Below are 16,025 nucleotides of genomic sequence, written 5' to 3' on the forward strand. Positions count from 1 at the left end.
ATAAGAAGGAATTTACTACTACTAAATATGTGCTTTTCATTCAAAAAATAACAATAACAAGTCTATTTTCCCTTTTTTATTTATTATTAAACATAATATTTACAATTTTTCGTCAAATTGATACTATTACTACTAAAGTAGTAAAATTTACTATTTTTTCATAGTTTAGGGGAGGGTGTTATGAATTGAACAAGAAAAAAATTGCATCCACGGCACTTGCGGTCATGATGGGGATAAGTACGCTTACATATGGTGCATTTACATCGCCTCAGCATGCAGAAGCTGAGCACATCAAAGAAAGCATTTCCAAGTCCTATGCAGGAGCACCGATTGATCTCGGTATTGCAAACGATGAGAGATTGATTGAAATGCTGAAAGAGAGTGGTAAGATTTCACAAAATGCGAATCCTGCTGCAGCAGAAAAAGCCTTGAATAAATACTTGAAGGAAAGAGCTGCAAACGGAAAGCATTCGCATGAGGGAGACCTGCATGAAGAAGCGAAGGAATCAAAAGAAATACTCCAAGAACAAATGAAAAGTAATGGCTTGATGTCTGGGAAAGGAAAGAAGAATGGCCAGACGAAAGGGAATACTGTTGATGGAGTTACAGAAGAGGAATGGAACGGTGCAACACGTACAGATAAAGTTCTTGCTTTGCTGATCGAATATCCAGATTACCCAGCGTCTAAAATCGAGGCTGGCGATACTGATATGTACTATGAAGGATATGTAAAAGAGCATTATACAGATATGCTTTTCAGTGAGGATGGCTATGAAGGGCCGAATGGAGAAAACCTCGTATCTGTTAAGCAATTCTATGAAGAGCAATCTGGCGGAAGCTACTCTATCGAAGGTGAAGTAGCAGGGTGGTATCAAGCTAAGCATCCAGCAGCATACTACGGTGGAAACAATGCTAGTGACAATGATTCCGATCCACGTGCTTTAGTAAGAGAAGCACTTCTGGCAGCGGCTGCGGATCCAAACCTTGATTTAAGCAAGTATGATCAGGAAGACCGGTATGACCTTGATGGTGACGGGGACTATCGTGAGCCGGATGGATTGATCGACCACTTGATGATCGTCCATTCGTCTGTCGGTGAGGAAGCAGGCGGTGGTGGATTAGGAGAAGATGCAATCTGGTCACATCGTTGGTCTCTAGGAGGCGTTTTCCCGATCACTGGATCCCCAGAGCCCGAAGTGGATTATTGGGGACAAGGGACAATGTATGCTTACGATTATACGATTGAACCTGCTGATGGTGCAGCCGGTGTGTTCGCCCACGAATATGGTCATGACCTAGGTTTACCTGATGAATACGATACGATCTATTCAGGTGCTGGTGAAGCGGTAGCTTATTGGTCGATCATGTCTAGTGGAAGCTGGGCAGGTGATATTCCAGGAACTGAACCAACTGGATTCAGTGCATGGTCGAAGGAATTCTTACATTCATCTATGCCAGGAAGCAACTGGCTGACTGGAACTACGATCCATGCGGATGATGTCACTAGTAAAGGAACTGAAGTGTTGCTTGATGAAGCAGTTACAAAAGGCACGAATAATGATGCAGTACGTATCGATCTACCGGATAAAGAGAAAACAATCAACATCCCGGCAAGCGGTGAATACGAGTACTTTGGCGGTACGGGTGATGAAGTCGACCACACTATGGTGACGGAGGTTGATCTTACTGGAGCAACGAATGCTACATTAGACTTTGATGTATGGTATGACATCGAGTCAAACTGGGACTTCGGCATGGTCCAGGTATCAACTGATGGAGGAGAAACATGGAATTCACTTTCAACACCAAATACCACCTCTGACATTGTCACAGATGGATACCCGGCAATTAAAGAAAACTTACCGGGTTACACTGGTTCCAGTAACGGATGGGTACATGAAACAATCGATTTAAGTGAATATACCGGACACACAATCAAATTACAATACCGTTACATGACAGACTGGGGGACAACCCTTGATGGAATGTATGTAGATAATGTTTCTGTCACTGCAGATGGTAATGAAGTTGTATCTGACGGAGCAGAATCTGAAGCGGATGCGGCATTCGACCTACACGGGTTCAAGCGAGATACAGGTAAATTCACTTCAGAACACTACTATCTTCTTGAATGGAGATCCCACAACGGTGTGGACGAAGGACTTTCACATATCCGTCGTGGTAACAGTCTGATGAACTACGATGCAGGGTTACTTGTTTGGTATGTGGATAATTCTTATGACAACAACTGGACTGGTATCCATCCTGGTGAAGGATTCCTTGGAGTTGTGGATGCAGACCAAGTTGTAAACCGATGGAGCGACGGAGCTCTAGGATCCACTCGATATCAAATGCATGATGCTGCATTTGGCTTAGGTAAAACTGAAAAGATGTTCCTGGATTACAGTGATACACAAGGTATTACAATGAGGGACAATGCAACGGAAAGAACACCACTATTTGATGATTCAAAGAAATACATGACTCCAGTAATTCCAGACGCTGGACGTAACGTTACAACTTACGGATTGAAATTCCGTGTCGTTGCCCAAAGTGATGATGGAACGGTTGGTAAAGTAAAAATCTATAAATAAACTTGAAAGAAAACCAGCCTTGAGGACAACTCGAGGCTGGTTTTGTGTTGAGAATGATAGAGTACTGCTGTGACATCTCCCCGGTTAAAAGGATTAAGACCCTAAGATTGAAAAACCCTAAACAAAGGTACTCATAAAGAGGCTATGAGGCCTTTAAAATGAAAAAAAGCAGGATTTAAGGGACCCATAAAGAGGCTATGAGTCCCTCAAAACGAAAAAAAAACAGACTTCAAGACATGCGATATACGCATTAAAGGTTATAATGAAAAACCCCTTCCTTTTTTCTACTAATCTGGTATTATAGGAAAATAATCCCAATCCGACCTTGTCACCTATTCCGATCCGCATTTTTCAACGTTCGGAATGGTAAAAGGTCTGGAATATACAATTGGCCAATTCAAGAAATGTCTGATGGCGGCCAGCAGATTATTGGAGTGATGATCCCTGGTATAGTGATCAGGAAAATCGGAACTTCATGGAACAAGGGCCATTTGATGTACTCCAGGGAGGAGAGACTTAAGGGACGATCATCGGTGGGAATCTATGTACGTTGAATCTTCTACAGGGGACAGAGTATATGCCTTCTTTAAAAAATAAGATCCTTTTTCTCGAGGATGATTATTTGACGCAGGATTTGATATTCGATCGGGATCTCCAGTCGTTGCTCCATTTGCCTGATGCTGATAAAATCAAATGCCTTGTCATCGGCCGCTTTCAACCACAATCGGAAGTATCGGATGAGGCACTTCGTATGATTATAGAAAGGAAAGCAGAACTGAATGGCATCCCGGTCATTTCGAATGTGAACTTTGGTCATACACAACCGGTATCCATTGTTCCAATCGGAGGTAAAGCTAGGATCAAAGCTATAGGGCAAGAAGCCAAAATTGAAATCATTAAACACTAAGGAGGCGCAATGGAATATAAAAAATTTACAAGTCTGCCTGATGAAACAGCCCTTGAGCATTTGAATGCATTGCACAATCGTGTTTTCGGTTCAACAAATGGTTTTGTAGAAGACCTCCAAACCAAACATCGGCCATTTATTTTAGCGGCTATCGAGAATGAAAGGGTAATCGGTTATAAAATCGGCTACGAGCGGAAGGTGAATCACTTTTACAGCTGGTTAGGAGGCGTCCATCCTGATTACAGGGGAAAAGGCATCGGAGAAGAATTGCTCGTTCGTCAACATAAATGGTGTCGAGAGAACGGGTATAAGACGATTCGTACGCATACTAAAAATCAATGGCGGAGCATGTTGATTTTGAACATTAAAAATGGTTTCGATGTAATCGGCACTTTTACAGATGCAAAAGGTGAAACGAAAATCATTCTTGAAAAGCGTTTGTAAAAATATCTGGGACCGACGTATTGGGCAGTCCCAGTTTTCTCTATAAATTGCTTTTTTAGACTTCCTGCGGTGACGACACATTGATTTATATCATAAGTGTGAGAGCCCACGCAGAACCAAGTCTTTGTTTGGTTCGAGCCTCCTCGTCGGACTTCCAGTGACCTTCGTGGCTGACCAGGGCGTTTGCGCTTTTCTTTAAATATTAGACTTTTTCATTGTGAAATCTTCTTTTGTATAATAGGCATCTTTTACAAGGATGTTCGGACCGAGGCATTTAACGGAAGGGCAGTGGCAATTAACACTACGGGCAAGCTGACTATCCAGCCATTTGTCATAGACTTCCTGCAACCGGTCCGTCTGGATATTTCCAAGTGGAGGGGCATCACCGAAATCAGTCACGATGACATTCCCGTTAAAGATATTGACATTCAAACGGGAGCGTCCATCAGGATCATTCCTGACAGTCACATTGTTCTCCTTATATAACCGTTTCAAAAGCTTCAGATCATCTTCATGATCACTGCATGCGTAAAACGGTAATGTACCAAACAGCATCCATGTATTTTTGTCCCGTACGTCCAAAAGGTGATGGATCCCCTTACGGATTTCAGGAAGAATCGCCGCTTCCAATCCGCTTGCAAAATCGCTGGGGTACATCGGGTGAACTTCGTGGCGCTGGCAGCCCATTTCAACAATTTGCTTATGAATGGATTCGATATGTGGTAATGTCCGTCTGTTCAACATCGTTTCCGCAGATACGATCACTCCTCCAGTAGTCAGAGCCCTGGCGTTTTCAACCATTCTTTGAAAGTACTGTTCCCGCTGACGAAGATTCGGCTTTTTCTCCATCATCGCAAACCCAATTTCATTAAAGTCCTCGATCGAACCGTAGTTATGGGAAATATGTAACACATCAAGATACGGTGTGATCAGTTCATATCGTTTCAAATCTAAAGTCAAATTTGAGTTGATTTGTGTGCGTACTCCTCTTTCGTGTGCATAGCGAAGCAGCGGAACGACGTATTCTTTGACAGATTTCATGGATAACATCGGTTCCCCGCCAGTTATACTAATTGAACGGAGGAGTGGAATCTCGTCAAGCCGGTTCAGCATCAGTTCAACCGGAAGTGCTTCAGGGTCTTTCGGTTGCAACGTGTACCCGACAGCACAATGTTCACACCGCATGTTACAGATCGTCGTAGTTGTAAACTCAATATTGCTCAATACCAATTTTCCATATTCCGTTACATCGAGATAAGCTTCCCACGGATCATTTTCCGGTATGATCTTTCGAGAATAGGTTTCTTGTATCATAAAAAGAACTCCTTTGATGACTTGATCTCTCCATACTATATCACGAACACTTTTAGGAAATGGCGGTTACGCAATATTCTTATAATTTTCTGGTCATGACGATGCTGTTTTCTTCATAACCGAGACGCCTGTAGAGTGCTATCGCACCGGTGTTCTGTCCAAAGACATGGAGACCGATTTCTGCACCGAGATCCTTTGCCTTATGATGCAGCTCCTCTAATGTTTTGGTCCCGTAGCCTTTGCCCCGTTCTTCAGGGACAATCCAAATTTCATAGATGAATACCTGGCGATCCTTTTCTTGATGGTTAAACCAGAGTGCCCCGACATGATCGTTGTTCTTCACATCCACCACATCATAAAAATAGTGCTTTTCAGTATGTAAGCCATCATTCAATATTTGGTTATATTGTTTTGTTGCTTTCTCTGTGGCAGCTTCAATCGAAATGTCGTAATTCTTACTCATGTTGTAGATGTATTCCTAAATCGAACGACTGTGGAATTTCTCGTAATCTTCTTCAGTCATCGGCTTCAAACGGATCATTGAAAAACCTCCTTTCCATCAGATTACCATATTTCGAGAATAGCAAGAAGATTCTGAAGCATCCTGCTCGTGTATTACTAGAGATGTATGTAATAATAAGGAGAAAAGGAGGAGGATATCCAATGAAAGCGATCGTACATACGAATCCAAAAGGAATGGAAGGTTTGAAAGTACAGGCATTCGAATCTCCTGTTATAAAAGAGGGAGAGGTTAAGGTTCAGCTGAAAGCTGCTGGCTTGAATCATAGGGACCTGTTCGTTATACATCGTCATGGGGAAAACGAAGCACCATTTGTTGTCGGGTCAGATGGGGCAGGGATCGTGACAGAAATCGGTTCAGGTGTGACTGGCGTTTCAGTAGGTGACGAAGTGGTGATCAACCCAGGGCTTGGATGGCAAAAGAATTCACCAGCGCCGCCTGAGGGATTTGAGATCCTTGGGTATCCATCCAACGGTACGTTTGCTGAGGAAGTTGCTGTTCCAGCAGAACACGTGGAAGCAAAACCGGAGCACTTAAGCTGGGAAGAGGCTGGTGTATTGCCCCTTGCTGCCTTGACCGCTTATCGTGCCCTCTTTACAAGAGGTAAAATCGAAGAGGGACAGCATGTGTTGCTTCCAGGAGTCGGAAGCGGAGTCATCACTTTCATCCTCCAGTATGCTAAGGCGGTCGGTGCAAAAGTGACAGTTACCTCAAGAAGCGAAGAGAAACGTAATCAGGCGTTAGAACTCGGAGCGGACCATGCAATCGACAGTGAATCAGACTGGGATGAAGTGATGGACGGTGAAAAAGTGGATCTGGTCATTGAGAGTGTAGGAGCGGCTACTTTCCAAAAATCGCTCGAACAGGTGAAACCGGGGGGGACAGTGGTGACGTTCGGCGCCTCAGCCGGTGATGAAATCTCGATCAACATCCGTCATTTCTTTTATGGCCAGTACAATCTATTAGGCTCCACGATGGGAAGTCATGAAGAATTCAAAGAAATGTTGGAGTTCATCAAAAAATACAATATCAAGCCTGTGATGGATCGGACATTTTCATTGGAAGAGGCACATGAGGCATTCAAACGCATGGAAGAAGCGAAGCAGTTCGGGAAAATAGCCTTCATTTTATGAAGTGAAATCTATTTCAAGGAATGGCTTTGTTACAAGTGATGCTGATTTTTTGCTTAATCAAGCCTAAGATAACTATAACGAAAAAAGGATTGAACGCTAGGACCGGTGGAAGCGTTCAATCCTTTTGTCATTCAGTTGGATAACATGTTCCAAAACGTAAGCGCTACAAAGATAAAAGCCATGATTGCGATTGTTCCAGCTATTAACGGACGAAAAAGATTCATGAATGTGTTCATATGTAATCTACCCCTTTGGAAAGTTTCTTTGTCTATATAGACGAAGAAAAGGAGTGGAAGTTTCGTTTTTATTACGAATATTACATAAATGTTACGAAAGGACTAGAAATCCTATAAAACACTAGTTAAAAAAAACTAGAAATTTTTTTGTTTTTCAAGTTTAAAAAGTGATGAAGGGGGTATCATTATACTAACAACCTTTTATCCCCCTAACCCCTAAACCCTAAGAGAAAACCTCTTCCGAATTCGGAAGGGGTTTTTTCGTGTTTTGCACAAGATTGATCCAACTATTTTGAACGGATTTCTTCAATAAGTACCGTAAGTTTATCATTCAATTCACGGTCACTTTTTTGTTTCCGCTTCATAAAGGATATAAAACTGATTAGTGTATAGATTACTAAGATAAATAAACCGAGTATGAAAAAAAGATACAATCCTGCGAAAATCGAATATTGCATATCCATCATTCATTAACCACTCCTTTATTCAATTGTAATAGATGTTAAAAAACGATGAACACCTGGTTTTTCATCGTTTCGATTCTTAAACGTATTTTGTCATTATCTTCAGCATTAAGACTGATGATAATGAAACCATGACACCAAAGACAATCCAAGCATATATTCCGACCAATTGGGATAGGAAAGCCGCGAGGAATATCATTACACCGATTGCCATTATATACAAACCTGCTGACTTTGAAAGCCCTTCTTTATCAGTGATCGAACTTTCACCATATTGTTTAATAAGGAAAATGGATTTCTTCCACCAGAAGCCTGCTCCTAAAAGGATCAAGCTGCTTCCAATCAAAAATATCGCAACAAATTGTTTTGTAACCATTCTTTGCCCACCTTCATAAGTCATCTGATTACTACTTTACAAAAGGATGGGCAAGGTGTAAACGTTTTTCATGAAGGGCCGTGATCTACGCAACTAAGTGGGTTGCTTCTGCTTTTCTATCGCCCGCGGAAAGAGAGTAAATTTCCAAAATGTAAAACAACAATCTATACGAACGCAACAAGCAAGTGGGTTATCAACTTGCAGGAGAGGGTATGAAGGGTTGAAAAGGAGGTGTAGGGGAATGTGGATGATAGTTCTGATCCTGATTTTGATTGTACTGATTATCTCAATCTACTATGAGTATAGGAATCGGAAGAAAGCTGGTATCCACTTGAATTCCCATGAACACCAGGAACGGTCACAGGCTGAAATGTCAGAAGACCGTCATTCAGGTAGTGAACCACCACCAACCTGATACTTGTAGGAAATTTTAGAGCCGAACCCTCAAAATCATTCACACACTTTGGTTGATGGTTTTGAGGTGTTTGGCTTTTCGTTTGTAATTATTTGCTTTATACTTAAATACATCTTTCAAATACATATTTTCCCGATTATGCTAAAAAGGATGTTGCACAAGGGGTGATACTTGGATGGAACAGACAGGCCTTGTACTGGAAGGCGGCGGTATGCGAGGAGTCTATACAGCCGGAGTCTTGGAATATTTTATGGAACAGGATTTCTATCTGCCTTATGTGATCGGTGTTTCAGCAGGTGCTTGCAATGCGGCGTCTTATTTATCCAGACAATTCGGACGGAATAAAAAGGTGACAATCGACTTTGCGAAACATCCGGATTATATATCATGGAAGAACTTATTGTGGAAACGACAGCTTTTTGGGATGGACTTGATTTTTGATGAAATACCGAATAGACTGGTCCCGTTCGACTATCAAAAGTTCCATGAAGCGGAGGAAAGATTCGTGATCGGAACGACAGATTGCATGACTGGTGAATCGGTCTATTTTGAAAAATCGGAATACAAAGATCAGATTCTGCCTATCCTGCGGGCTTCCAGCTCTTTACCGTTCATGGCTCCGGTCATCAAGATGGAGAATCGTTGTTTGATGGACGGAGGGATATCCGACCCGATTCCAATTCGAAAATCTGAGCGAGACGGTAATAAGAAGAACATATTGATTTTGACAAGAAACGATGGATATATAAAGCAACGGTCTAGAATGAACTGGCTGACAAGGAGGTTTTATCCTGCATACGAAGGGCTTGTCCACAAAATGGATATAAGGTTCCAGGTTTATAATGAAACGATGTCCTATATAAAAGAAAAGGAAACAGCCGGGGATGTATATGTCATTCGCCCATCGGAGGCTCTTGAGGTAAATCGGATTGAGCGGAACCCTGTCAAGCTGACTGCGCTTTATGATCAGGGGTATCAGGATGCCGCACAACACTTCAGTAGTATCAAAGAATGGCTTTATGCCACAGAAAATACAATGGAAGTTACAAGCTGACGATCAAAAAAGTATGCCAACGATAAAGGATTTTTGCACAAAAAACACGTTTTTGTTTATAAAAATAAGGGTATAGGATTATGTTAAACATTTTCTCAGGGGGTTTGGTAATGAGTATTACTGCAATAGCCGAAACGATTTTAGCCGAAAAAGAGGATATCGCTAGGGATACCGAAGCCATTTTCACTGAAAAGACGGGACAGACGATGAATGAACAAGCCCATAAGGATTACATTTTGCTGGCTGAGTTTGTCGCTCAAGGTTTAGCAGCAGAAGATACAACAAAGATAAATGAGTTCATTGAAGAATGGGCTGAAAAAGCCAAAGAGAATTCTCTACAGGAAAATAGTCCATTCGATTATTCCATCCAACGTTTTCAAATTTTTAAAGATTTAATCGGAGGAGTTTTTGAAAACAAAATCGATGACGTGTTCTTGACGGGTAAGGAACTCCTGACAGCTATGCGTAAGGCGGAATCTATAATTGATAAAGCAGCCTATGGATTTATCAAAACATTAATCGGTAATTTCGAAAAGCAAGTGATCGAATTTGAGAAGTCGATGAAGAAAGATAAACAGTTGATTGCGGACTTATCCGTACCGATCATCCCATCGATCGTGCCTAACACGATTCTGGTACCGATTGTCGGCCTGCTCACAAATGAACGGTTTGAAATTTTAAGGGAAAAGTTGCTTTATAACGTGTCTGATCATGGAGCAGAATCGATCGTCTGTGACTTTACCGGAGCAGTCATACCTGATGATGGGAATTTCCAAATGGATGATCTGGCACACCAGATTGAACAGATTACAAAAGCCCTCTCTTTAATGGGCGTCGAAATCATATATGTCGGCTTTTCCTCCAGACTTGTACAAGAAATTGTCCGATCCGGTGTCACTATTGATGCTGAAACATTTTCGACTTTCCGGACAGGCTTGAAATATCTTGCTAACCAAAAGAAATGGAATTTTAACGTAGATTATTTAGAAGAAAAGGAAGAGCAAAGTACTGATCAAGCTAATAAAGAAGAGGACATGGCTTCAACCACGAACTGAATAAAGTATTGAAGGCCTAAAGGGGCTGTCCCAAACTTATATAGGACAGCCCCTTTGCATTTGACATCATAGATGGAATTGATAAAAATAGAGTTAGTACATATTAGGAGGAAAGGGAATGGCTAAGAAGAAAAAGAAAACAGTATATAAGCCGCCTAAAAAGAGTAATAAAGGATTCATAATTGTGATCGCCAGCATTTTTGTATTGGCAGCTGCCTTATTGTTCATCATCAGTAATAATCAGGAGGGAAAGCAACCGGACACAGGAGCTGATCAGGCGAATCAAGAAATTGATGTGGCCTATGAAGGACAACCGACTATTGGGGAAGAGGATGCTCCGGTCAAGATCGTAGAGTTCTTCGACTTCAAGTGTCCACACTGTGCCGATTTTGCTGAACAGATCTATCCCCAGATCAAAGCTGATTACATTGATACAGGAAAAGCACAAATGACATTCATAAATAAACCGTTCATGGGGGCTGATTCATTCACTGCTGCTTTAGTAGGTGAAGCGGTTTATGCTCAAAAGCCGGATGCGTTCATGGAGTATTATGACCTCGTCCTCGAGAATCAGGGGGATCCTAATGAAGCCTGGGCAAGTGAAGAATTTCTGCTCGGTCTTGTAGAGGATAACATGAAGGATATCGATATCGAACAGCTGAAAACAGATATCGATGACCCGGCCATCAAAGAAAAAGTTGAACAGGACCGTAAAGAGAGCGGTGTAGTTGAGAGTACGCCGACGATCCTTGTAAATGGCAAAACGGTTACTCTTGATTATGAAAATGGAATAAAGCCGGCGATCGAATCGGCTTTGGAAGAAGCTAATGAGTAACAAACGGGTTGGCATTTCATGGGTTATTTCTTTAACCGCCTTTTTGGGCAGCCTTTATTTCAGTGAAATAGCTGGCTTCGTACCCTGTGAATTTTGTTGGTATCAAAGAATTTTGATGTATCCATTGGCAATCGTGCTCGGTATCGGGTGGTATATGGAGGACCGCAGACTGCCGTATTATGTATTGCCATTCAGCATCATTGGCATATGCATTTCGACCTTCCACTACCTGCATCAAAAGACAGATTGGTTTTCAGAAGCTGTTGCCTGTACAGAAGGGGTACCCTGCTCAGGAGAGTATATCAACTGGCTTGGGTTCGTCACTATCCCCTTCCTAGCGTTGACCGCGTTTTTATCGATTACCGTATTGATGATCACAATGCTGAAAAAGAATTAAGTGAGGAGAGCCCTTGGCGGCTCTCTATTATTTAAGGGTCAGAAAGTATAAAAATTTTGGTTGCGCTTTTCCTTGATGTCTAGCTCCAGCGCCCAACCACTAGGATCACTTCAGTCCTCCTGCGGCGGCAACAGCCTCCTCGTCGGACTTCCAGTGACCTTCGTGGCTGAACAGGGCGCTTGCGCTTTTCCTTGATGTCTAGCTCCAGCGCCCAACCACTAGGATCACTTCAGTCCTCCTGCGGCGGCAACAGCCTCCTCGTCGGACTTCCAGTGACCTTCGTGGCTGATCAGGACGCTTGCGCTTTTCTTGCATTTGCACGCCTCCTCACCTTTTCCCCGCGCCAATAAAGCCTATTTCCAATAAGGAAACTTATTAACATTTTGGTGGATTTGATCTTATCAAGTCACATTGTTTGTTCAAGATTTGTTGTTTGGATACCATAAAGAGGTAGTGATGGACACCTGAAGTACCTAGGGGGGAATATGATGAATAAAACGATCGACACGATATTGAGCCATCGAAGTATCCGTAAGTTTAAAGATGAACCACTGACAGATGAACAAATCTCTCTAATCGTCCAAAGTGCTCAAGCGGCCGCAACCTCAAGTTATCTTCAAGTCTATTCGATAATAGGCGTAAAGGATCCAGCTAAGAAAAAGAAACTGGCAGAGTTAGCCGGCAATCAAGAATATGTCGAAAAGAACGGTCATTTCTTCGTTTTTTGTATAGATCTGCATCGGCATAAACTGGCTGTGGAGATGGAAGGACTGTCGGAAAAGGACATCGAGGAAACTGTAGAATCAACAGAAAAGTTCATGGTTGGCACGATTGATGCAGCTCTTGCCGCACAAAATGCCGTGCTTGCTGCGGAATCGATGGGCCTCGGCATATGTTATATCGGCGGTCTTCGTAACCGACTGGATGAAGTCATAAAAGTTTTAAATACACCGGACAGGGTGGTTCCTTTGTTCGGCCTTTGCGTAGGTGTTCCAGACCAGAATCCCGGAAAAAAGCAACGGCTACCGATGGAAAACATTTACCACGTAGATGAATATCAGCAGAATGACCGGTTGTTCAAGGAGCAACTTGCTTCTTATAATGATGATATTTCTGCCTATTATCGTGAACGGACTCAGGGGAAACGGTCCCATTCATGGACAGAAATCATCGCTGGTAAAATGACAAAGCCGATGAGAATGTACATGAAGGACTTTTTGAAGAGCATAAAAGTGCCGTTGAAATAAGAGCCGCGAATACGGGTTAATGTGTTTGCGAAAACTACCTCTATATCATAAAAGAGGGAGGTCGTTCCAGATGACGAAACGAAAGCAGCGGCAAGATAAAACGACGCATCATAACCAGACGCCGAAGGAAAGTCTTCCGGACTTGGAAATTGCAGAAGACCTAGCAAAAGGTCCGAATAAACTTCGGGAAGAGGATCTACCAAAACGAAAAGAACAAGAATTTTAATCTTATCGAAAAAGCTCCGCTCGGATACATCAGATCGATGATCCAGCGGGCTTTTTTTGCTAGGTCGTTTTGCTTTTGTGATGCAATTCCTAAGTTATCCGCGTAAACATCTACGGAATCGTGCAATTACTCGAATTCCAGCGCACAAATTTTCAATCCATAAGTCGCTCGTGCATTTATTTCTATTTTGATGCAATTGATTTACGGAATCGCGCAATTGTCTCACAAAACGGTGCAATTATCATAAAAAGTCATGCATAATCTATCCTCAGCATGTTTTTAACGAGCCGGACGATGTTAAACCCTTGTACGCCTCCCAATTAGAGTTTAAAAATAGGGTGATTTATTTTTCCTTTACCTTGATTTTTTATTCGGTATGCGCACTTGCTGTAGTGCATGCTGATCACCAGCCACTTCTTCAGGATTGTTACGAGGAAACAAAAAATGTAGTTATACACGTGAATGGCGAGCAATCAAACGCTTGTTAATCATTTTCTTTGAAACATATAGATGCATCTGTTATCCTCTAAAATCAAATGAATAGATGGGAAAATTTAAAAACAAAATACTTGAAAGTCAATTAAGGTCAAATTATACTATAGTTAAAGGTCAAAGATAGTCAAAGTCAACTTTGATCAAAATAGATTCTTACTATTAAAAGGAGGTCATTGAAATGCGTTGTCAAAAATGTCAAGTAAACGAAGCCAATGTAAGAATGACTCTTCACATAAATGGGATTACAAAACAACTACGCCTCTGCCCTTCATGTTATAAAGAAATCCAAAATGAAATGAAGCAACCAAGCGGTTTGGATGGTTTCTCCCACAATCCAATGGGCTTCAATATGGAGGATTTCATGATGCAGAATGAACAGCAAGCGGGCCAAAGCACTGCAGGAAAACGCGGTCAAGGCGGCCTACTTGATGATCTGGGACGTAACCTTACCGATGCGGCTAAAGCTGGATTGATCGATCCGGTCATCGGTCGGGATAAGGAAGTGAATCGAGTCATCGAAATTCTGAACCGTCGAAATAAAAACAACCCTGTACTGATCGGTGAGCCAGGTGTTGGTAAAACAGCGATTGCTGAAGGACTTGCTTTGAAAATCGCTGATCAAGATGCACCTAAGAAGCTTCTCAATAAACAGGTATACTTGTTGGATGTTTCTTCCCTTGTTGCCAATACAGGTATCCGTGGCCAATTTGAAGAGCGTATGAAACAATTGATTTCTGAAGTGCAACAACGTAAGAACGTCATCCTTTTCGTCGATGAGATCCATCTATTGGTAGGAGCAGGTTCAGCTGAAGGTTCCATGGATGCAGGGAACATCTTGAAACCAGCTCTTGCCCGCGGGGAACTTCAACTTGTCGGTGCGACGACATTGAAAGAGTACCGTCAAATCGAAAAGGATGCGGCACTCGAACGCCGTTTCCAACCAGTCATGGTAAAAGAACCGACAATCGATGAAGCCGTGGAGATTTTAAAAGGATTAAAAGAAAAATATGAACAATATCATGATATCCGATACACAGACGAAGCCCTTCAAGCATGTGTCACATTATCCCAACGTTACATCCAGGATCGGTTCCTTCCAGATAAAGCGATCGACCTTATGGATGAAACCGGTTCTAAAATGAACTTGAAGCATGCAGGAATGACAACTTCAGAAGACATTGAAGAACGGCTTGCAGCTATTGCAAAGGAGAAAGAGGAAGCAACTCGACAAGAGGATTATGAGCGTGCGGCTAAACTTCGTGATGAAGAGTTGAAACTGCAAGAAAAGACAGCAACAGCTACTGAAGAAAAACCTTGGGTCGAACTTGAAGATATCCAATGGATCGTTGAAGAGAAAACTGGAATTCCAGTGCGTAAACTTCAAAATGAAGAGCAAAACAAGCTGAAGAATTTTGCGGAACGCCTCGGCTCAAGGGTCATTGGACAGGAAGAAGCCGTTCAAAAAGTGGCTAAAGCAATCCGCCGTAGCCGTGCAGGACTGAAATCAAAGGTACGTCCGATCGGTTCATTCCTTTTCGTCGGGCCTACCGGTGTAGGTAAAACCGAACTGACGAAGACACTTGCAGAAGAGCTGTTTGGCTCCAGGGATGCTATGCTCCGTTTGGATATGAGTGAGTATATGGAAAAACATTCTGTATCCAAACTGATCGGTTCGCCACCAGGTTATGTCGGACATGATGAAGCCGGACAGTTGACAGAACGTGTGCGTAGAAATCCTTACAGCATCATTCTATTGGATGAGATCGAGAAAGCGCACCCGGATGTTCAGCACATGTTCCTTCAAATCATGGAAGATGGCCGACTGACTGACAGTCAAGGGCGTACAGTCAGCTTCAAAGACACCGTCATCATCATGACAAGTAACGCTGGTACAGGAGTCAAGAAAATTAAGGTCGGGTTCGAAAATCGAGAAACTGAAGCGATCTCCATCCTTGAAAATCTTGGTGACTACTTCAAGCCAGAATTCTTGAACCGTTTTGATACGATCATCCAATTCAACGAGTTGAATGAAGAACATCTTGTTCAAATTGTTGATTTGATGCTGGATGATATCCGTGGAATGGTGAAGGAAGATGGTCGTGTAATCGAAGTGACAGAAGAAGCGAAAAAACAAATCGTCCATCTTGGTTACGATCCTCGTTTCGGAGCACGTCCAATCCGCCGTGTCCTTCAAGAAAAAGTGGAAGACGGCATTGCTGATCTACTACTGGATGAGGAAGATATAACTAAGATCAGAGTTGATTATATCGATGACGAAATCGTTGTCCAAAAAGGATGACGAACAGAAGGGAA

16 protein-coding genes are annotated in these 16,025 nt (G+C 42.3%); 12 read left to right on the top strand and 4 right to left on the bottom strand.

The window, feature by feature from the left end:
- Positions 1-185: 185 nt before the first annotated feature.
- The 3 genes from L1611_RS15725 to L1611_RS15735 all read left to right on the top strand — a co-directional run bounded on the left by L1611_RS15725 (position 186) and on the right by L1611_RS15735 (position 3,945).
- A complete protein-coding gene (locus L1611_RS15725) occupies positions 186-2,594 on the top strand; it encodes an immune inhibitor A domain-containing protein (protein ID WP_407681739.1) in 2,409 nt (802 codons plus the stop codon).
- A gap of 577 nt (positions 2,595-3,171) precedes the next feature.
- Positions 3,172-3,501: a S66 peptidase family protein gene (locus tag L1611_RS15730; protein WP_236314663.1), complete on the top strand. Its 330-nt coding sequence runs from the start codon at positions 3,172-3,174 to the stop codon at positions 3,499-3,501.
- 9 nt (positions 3,502-3,510) lie between these two features.
- Positions 3,511-3,945 carry a GNAT family N-acetyltransferase gene (locus L1611_RS15735; protein ID WP_236314664.1) on the top strand — a complete coding sequence of 145 codons (435 nt, stop codon included), beginning with the start codon at positions 3,511-3,513 and terminating at the stop codon, positions 3,943-3,945.
- 195 nt (positions 3,946-4,140) lie between these two features.
- Here L1611_RS15735 and yfkAB read toward each other — a convergent pair whose 3' ends face one another.
- Both yfkAB and L1611_RS15745 read right to left on the bottom strand, forming a co-directional pair.
- The gene (gene yfkAB, locus L1611_RS15740; RefSeq protein WP_236314665.1) at positions 4,141-5,259 is read right to left on the bottom strand and encodes a radical SAM/CxCxxxxC motif protein YfkAB; all 1,119 of its coding nucleotides are present in this window, start codon (positions 5,257-5,259) and stop codon (positions 4,141-4,143) included.
- Between the two features lie 79 nt (positions 5,260-5,338).
- Positions 5,339-5,722, bottom strand: coding sequence for a GNAT family N-acetyltransferase (locus L1611_RS15745; RefSeq protein ID WP_236314666.1), 384 nt, complete (start codon positions 5,720-5,722; stop codon positions 5,339-5,341).
- Between the two features lie 200 nt (positions 5,723-5,922).
- On the opposite strand from L1611_RS15745, the gene L1611_RS15750 reads away from it, so the two are divergent.
- Positions 5,923-6,912 (top strand): zinc-binding dehydrogenase, encoded by a 990-nt coding sequence (locus L1611_RS15750; RefSeq protein ID WP_236314667.1) that lies wholly within the window; start codon positions 5,923-5,925, stop codon positions 6,910-6,912.
- 523 nt (positions 6,913-7,435) lie between these two features.
- Here the strand turns inward: L1611_RS15750 and L1611_RS15755 are convergent.
- A complete protein-coding gene (locus L1611_RS15755) occupies positions 7,436-7,615 on the bottom strand; it encodes a hypothetical protein (RefSeq protein WP_236314668.1) in 180 nt (59 codons plus the stop codon).
- A 76-nt stretch (positions 7,616-7,691) separates the two neighbouring features.
- Positions 7,692-7,988: a hypothetical protein gene (locus L1611_RS15760; protein WP_236314669.1), complete on the bottom strand. Its 297-nt coding sequence runs from the start codon at positions 7,986-7,988 to the stop codon at positions 7,692-7,694.
- Between the two features lie 241 nt (positions 7,989-8,229).
- Between L1611_RS15760 and L1611_RS15765 the strand changes: the two genes are divergently transcribed.
- The 8 genes from L1611_RS15765 to L1611_RS15800 all read left to right on the top strand — a co-directional run bounded on the left by L1611_RS15765 (position 8,230) and on the right by L1611_RS15800 (position 16,011).
- A complete protein-coding gene (locus tag L1611_RS15765; RefSeq protein ID WP_236314670.1) occupies positions 8,230-8,403 on the top strand; it encodes a hypothetical protein in 174 nt (57 codons plus the stop codon).
- 175 nt (positions 8,404-8,578) lie between these two features.
- On the top strand, positions 8,579-9,457 hold the full coding sequence (locus L1611_RS15770; RefSeq protein WP_236314671.1) for a patatin-like phospholipase family protein: 879 nt from the start codon (positions 8,579-8,581) through the stop codon (positions 9,455-9,457).
- A 110-nt stretch (positions 9,458-9,567) separates the two neighbouring features.
- A complete protein-coding gene (locus L1611_RS15775; RefSeq protein ID WP_236314672.1) occupies positions 9,568-10,512 on the top strand; it encodes an STAS domain-containing protein in 945 nt (314 codons plus the stop codon).
- Positions 10,513-10,630: 118 nt separating this feature from the next.
- Positions 10,631-11,347: a DsbA family protein gene (locus L1611_RS15780; RefSeq protein WP_236314673.1), complete on the top strand. Its 717-nt coding sequence runs from the start codon at positions 10,631-10,633 to the stop codon at positions 11,345-11,347.
- Complete coding sequence (locus tag L1611_RS15785) at positions 11,340-11,744, top strand: disulfide oxidoreductase (RefSeq protein ID WP_236314674.1); 405 nt, start codon at positions 11,340-11,342, stop codon at positions 11,742-11,744. The genes L1611_RS15780 and L1611_RS15785 overlap by 8 nt, the downstream gene beginning before the upstream one ends.
- A gap of 488 nt (positions 11,745-12,232) precedes the next feature.
- Complete coding sequence (gene nfsA, locus L1611_RS15790) at positions 12,233-12,991, top strand: oxygen-insensitive NADPH nitroreductase (protein WP_236314675.1); 759 nt, start codon at positions 12,233-12,235, stop codon at positions 12,989-12,991.
- 70 nt (positions 12,992-13,061) lie between these two features.
- The gene (locus tag L1611_RS15795) at positions 13,062-13,217 is read left to right on the top strand and encodes a hypothetical protein (protein WP_236314676.1); all 156 of its coding nucleotides are present in this window, start codon (positions 13,062-13,064) and stop codon (positions 13,215-13,217) included.
- A gap of 673 nt (positions 13,218-13,890) precedes the next feature.
- Positions 13,891-16,011, top strand: a complete 2,121-nt coding sequence (locus L1611_RS15800; protein WP_236314677.1) for an ATP-dependent Clp protease ATP-binding subunit — start codon at positions 13,891-13,893, stop codon at positions 16,009-16,011.
- The last annotated feature ends 14 nt before the right edge of the window (positions 16,012-16,025 follow it).

Source organism: Pseudalkalibacillus salsuginis, from assembly GCF_021646685.1.
Lineage (GTDB): Bacteria > Bacillota > Bacilli > Bacillales > Fictibacillaceae > Pseudalkalibacillus > Pseudalkalibacillus salsuginis.

Coding starts and splice junctions, on each gene's coding strand:
- L1611_RS15730 (WP_236314663.1), top strand. CDS start 3,172: ATGCCTTCTTTAAAAAATAAGATCCTTTTTCTCGAGGATGATTATTTG.
- L1611_RS15735 (WP_236314664.1), top strand. CDS start 3,511: ATGGAATATAAAAAATTTACAAGTCTGCCTGATGAAACAGCCCTTGAG.
- yfkAB (WP_236314665.1), bottom strand. CDS start 5,259: ATGATACAAGAAACCTATTCTCGAAAGATCATACCGGAAAATGATCCG.
- L1611_RS15745 (WP_236314666.1), bottom strand. CDS start 5,722: ATGAGTAAGAATTACGACATTTCGATTGAAGCTGCCACAGAGAAAGCA.
- L1611_RS15750 (WP_236314667.1), top strand. CDS start 5,923: ATGAAAGCGATCGTACATACGAATCCAAAAGGAATGGAAGGTTTGAAA.
- L1611_RS15755 (WP_236314668.1), bottom strand. CDS start 7,615: ATGATGGATATGCAATATTCGATTTTCGCAGGATTGTATCTTTTTTTC.
- L1611_RS15760 (WP_236314669.1), bottom strand. CDS start 7,988: ATGGTTACAAAACAATTTGTTGCGATATTTTTGATTGGAAGCAGCTTG.
- L1611_RS15765 (WP_236314670.1), top strand. CDS start 8,230: ATGTGGATGATAGTTCTGATCCTGATTTTGATTGTACTGATTATCTCA.
- L1611_RS15770 (WP_236314671.1), top strand. CDS start 8,579: ATGGAACAGACAGGCCTTGTACTGGAAGGCGGCGGTATGCGAGGAGTC.
- L1611_RS15775 (WP_236314672.1), top strand. CDS start 9,568: ATGAGTATTACTGCAATAGCCGAAACGATTTTAGCCGAAAAAGAGGAT.
- L1611_RS15780 (WP_236314673.1), top strand. CDS start 10,631: ATGGCTAAGAAGAAAAAGAAAACAGTATATAAGCCGCCTAAAAAGAGT.
- L1611_RS15785 (WP_236314674.1), top strand. CDS start 11,340: ATGAGTAACAAACGGGTTGGCATTTCATGGGTTATTTCTTTAACCGCC.
- nfsA (WP_236314675.1), top strand. CDS start 12,233: ATGAATAAAACGATCGACACGATATTGAGCCATCGAAGTATCCGTAAG.
- L1611_RS15795 (WP_236314676.1), top strand. CDS start 13,062: ATGACGAAACGAAAGCAGCGGCAAGATAAAACGACGCATCATAACCAG.
- L1611_RS15800 (WP_236314677.1), top strand. CDS start 13,891: ATGCGTTGTCAAAAATGTCAAGTAAACGAAGCCAATGTAAGAATGACT.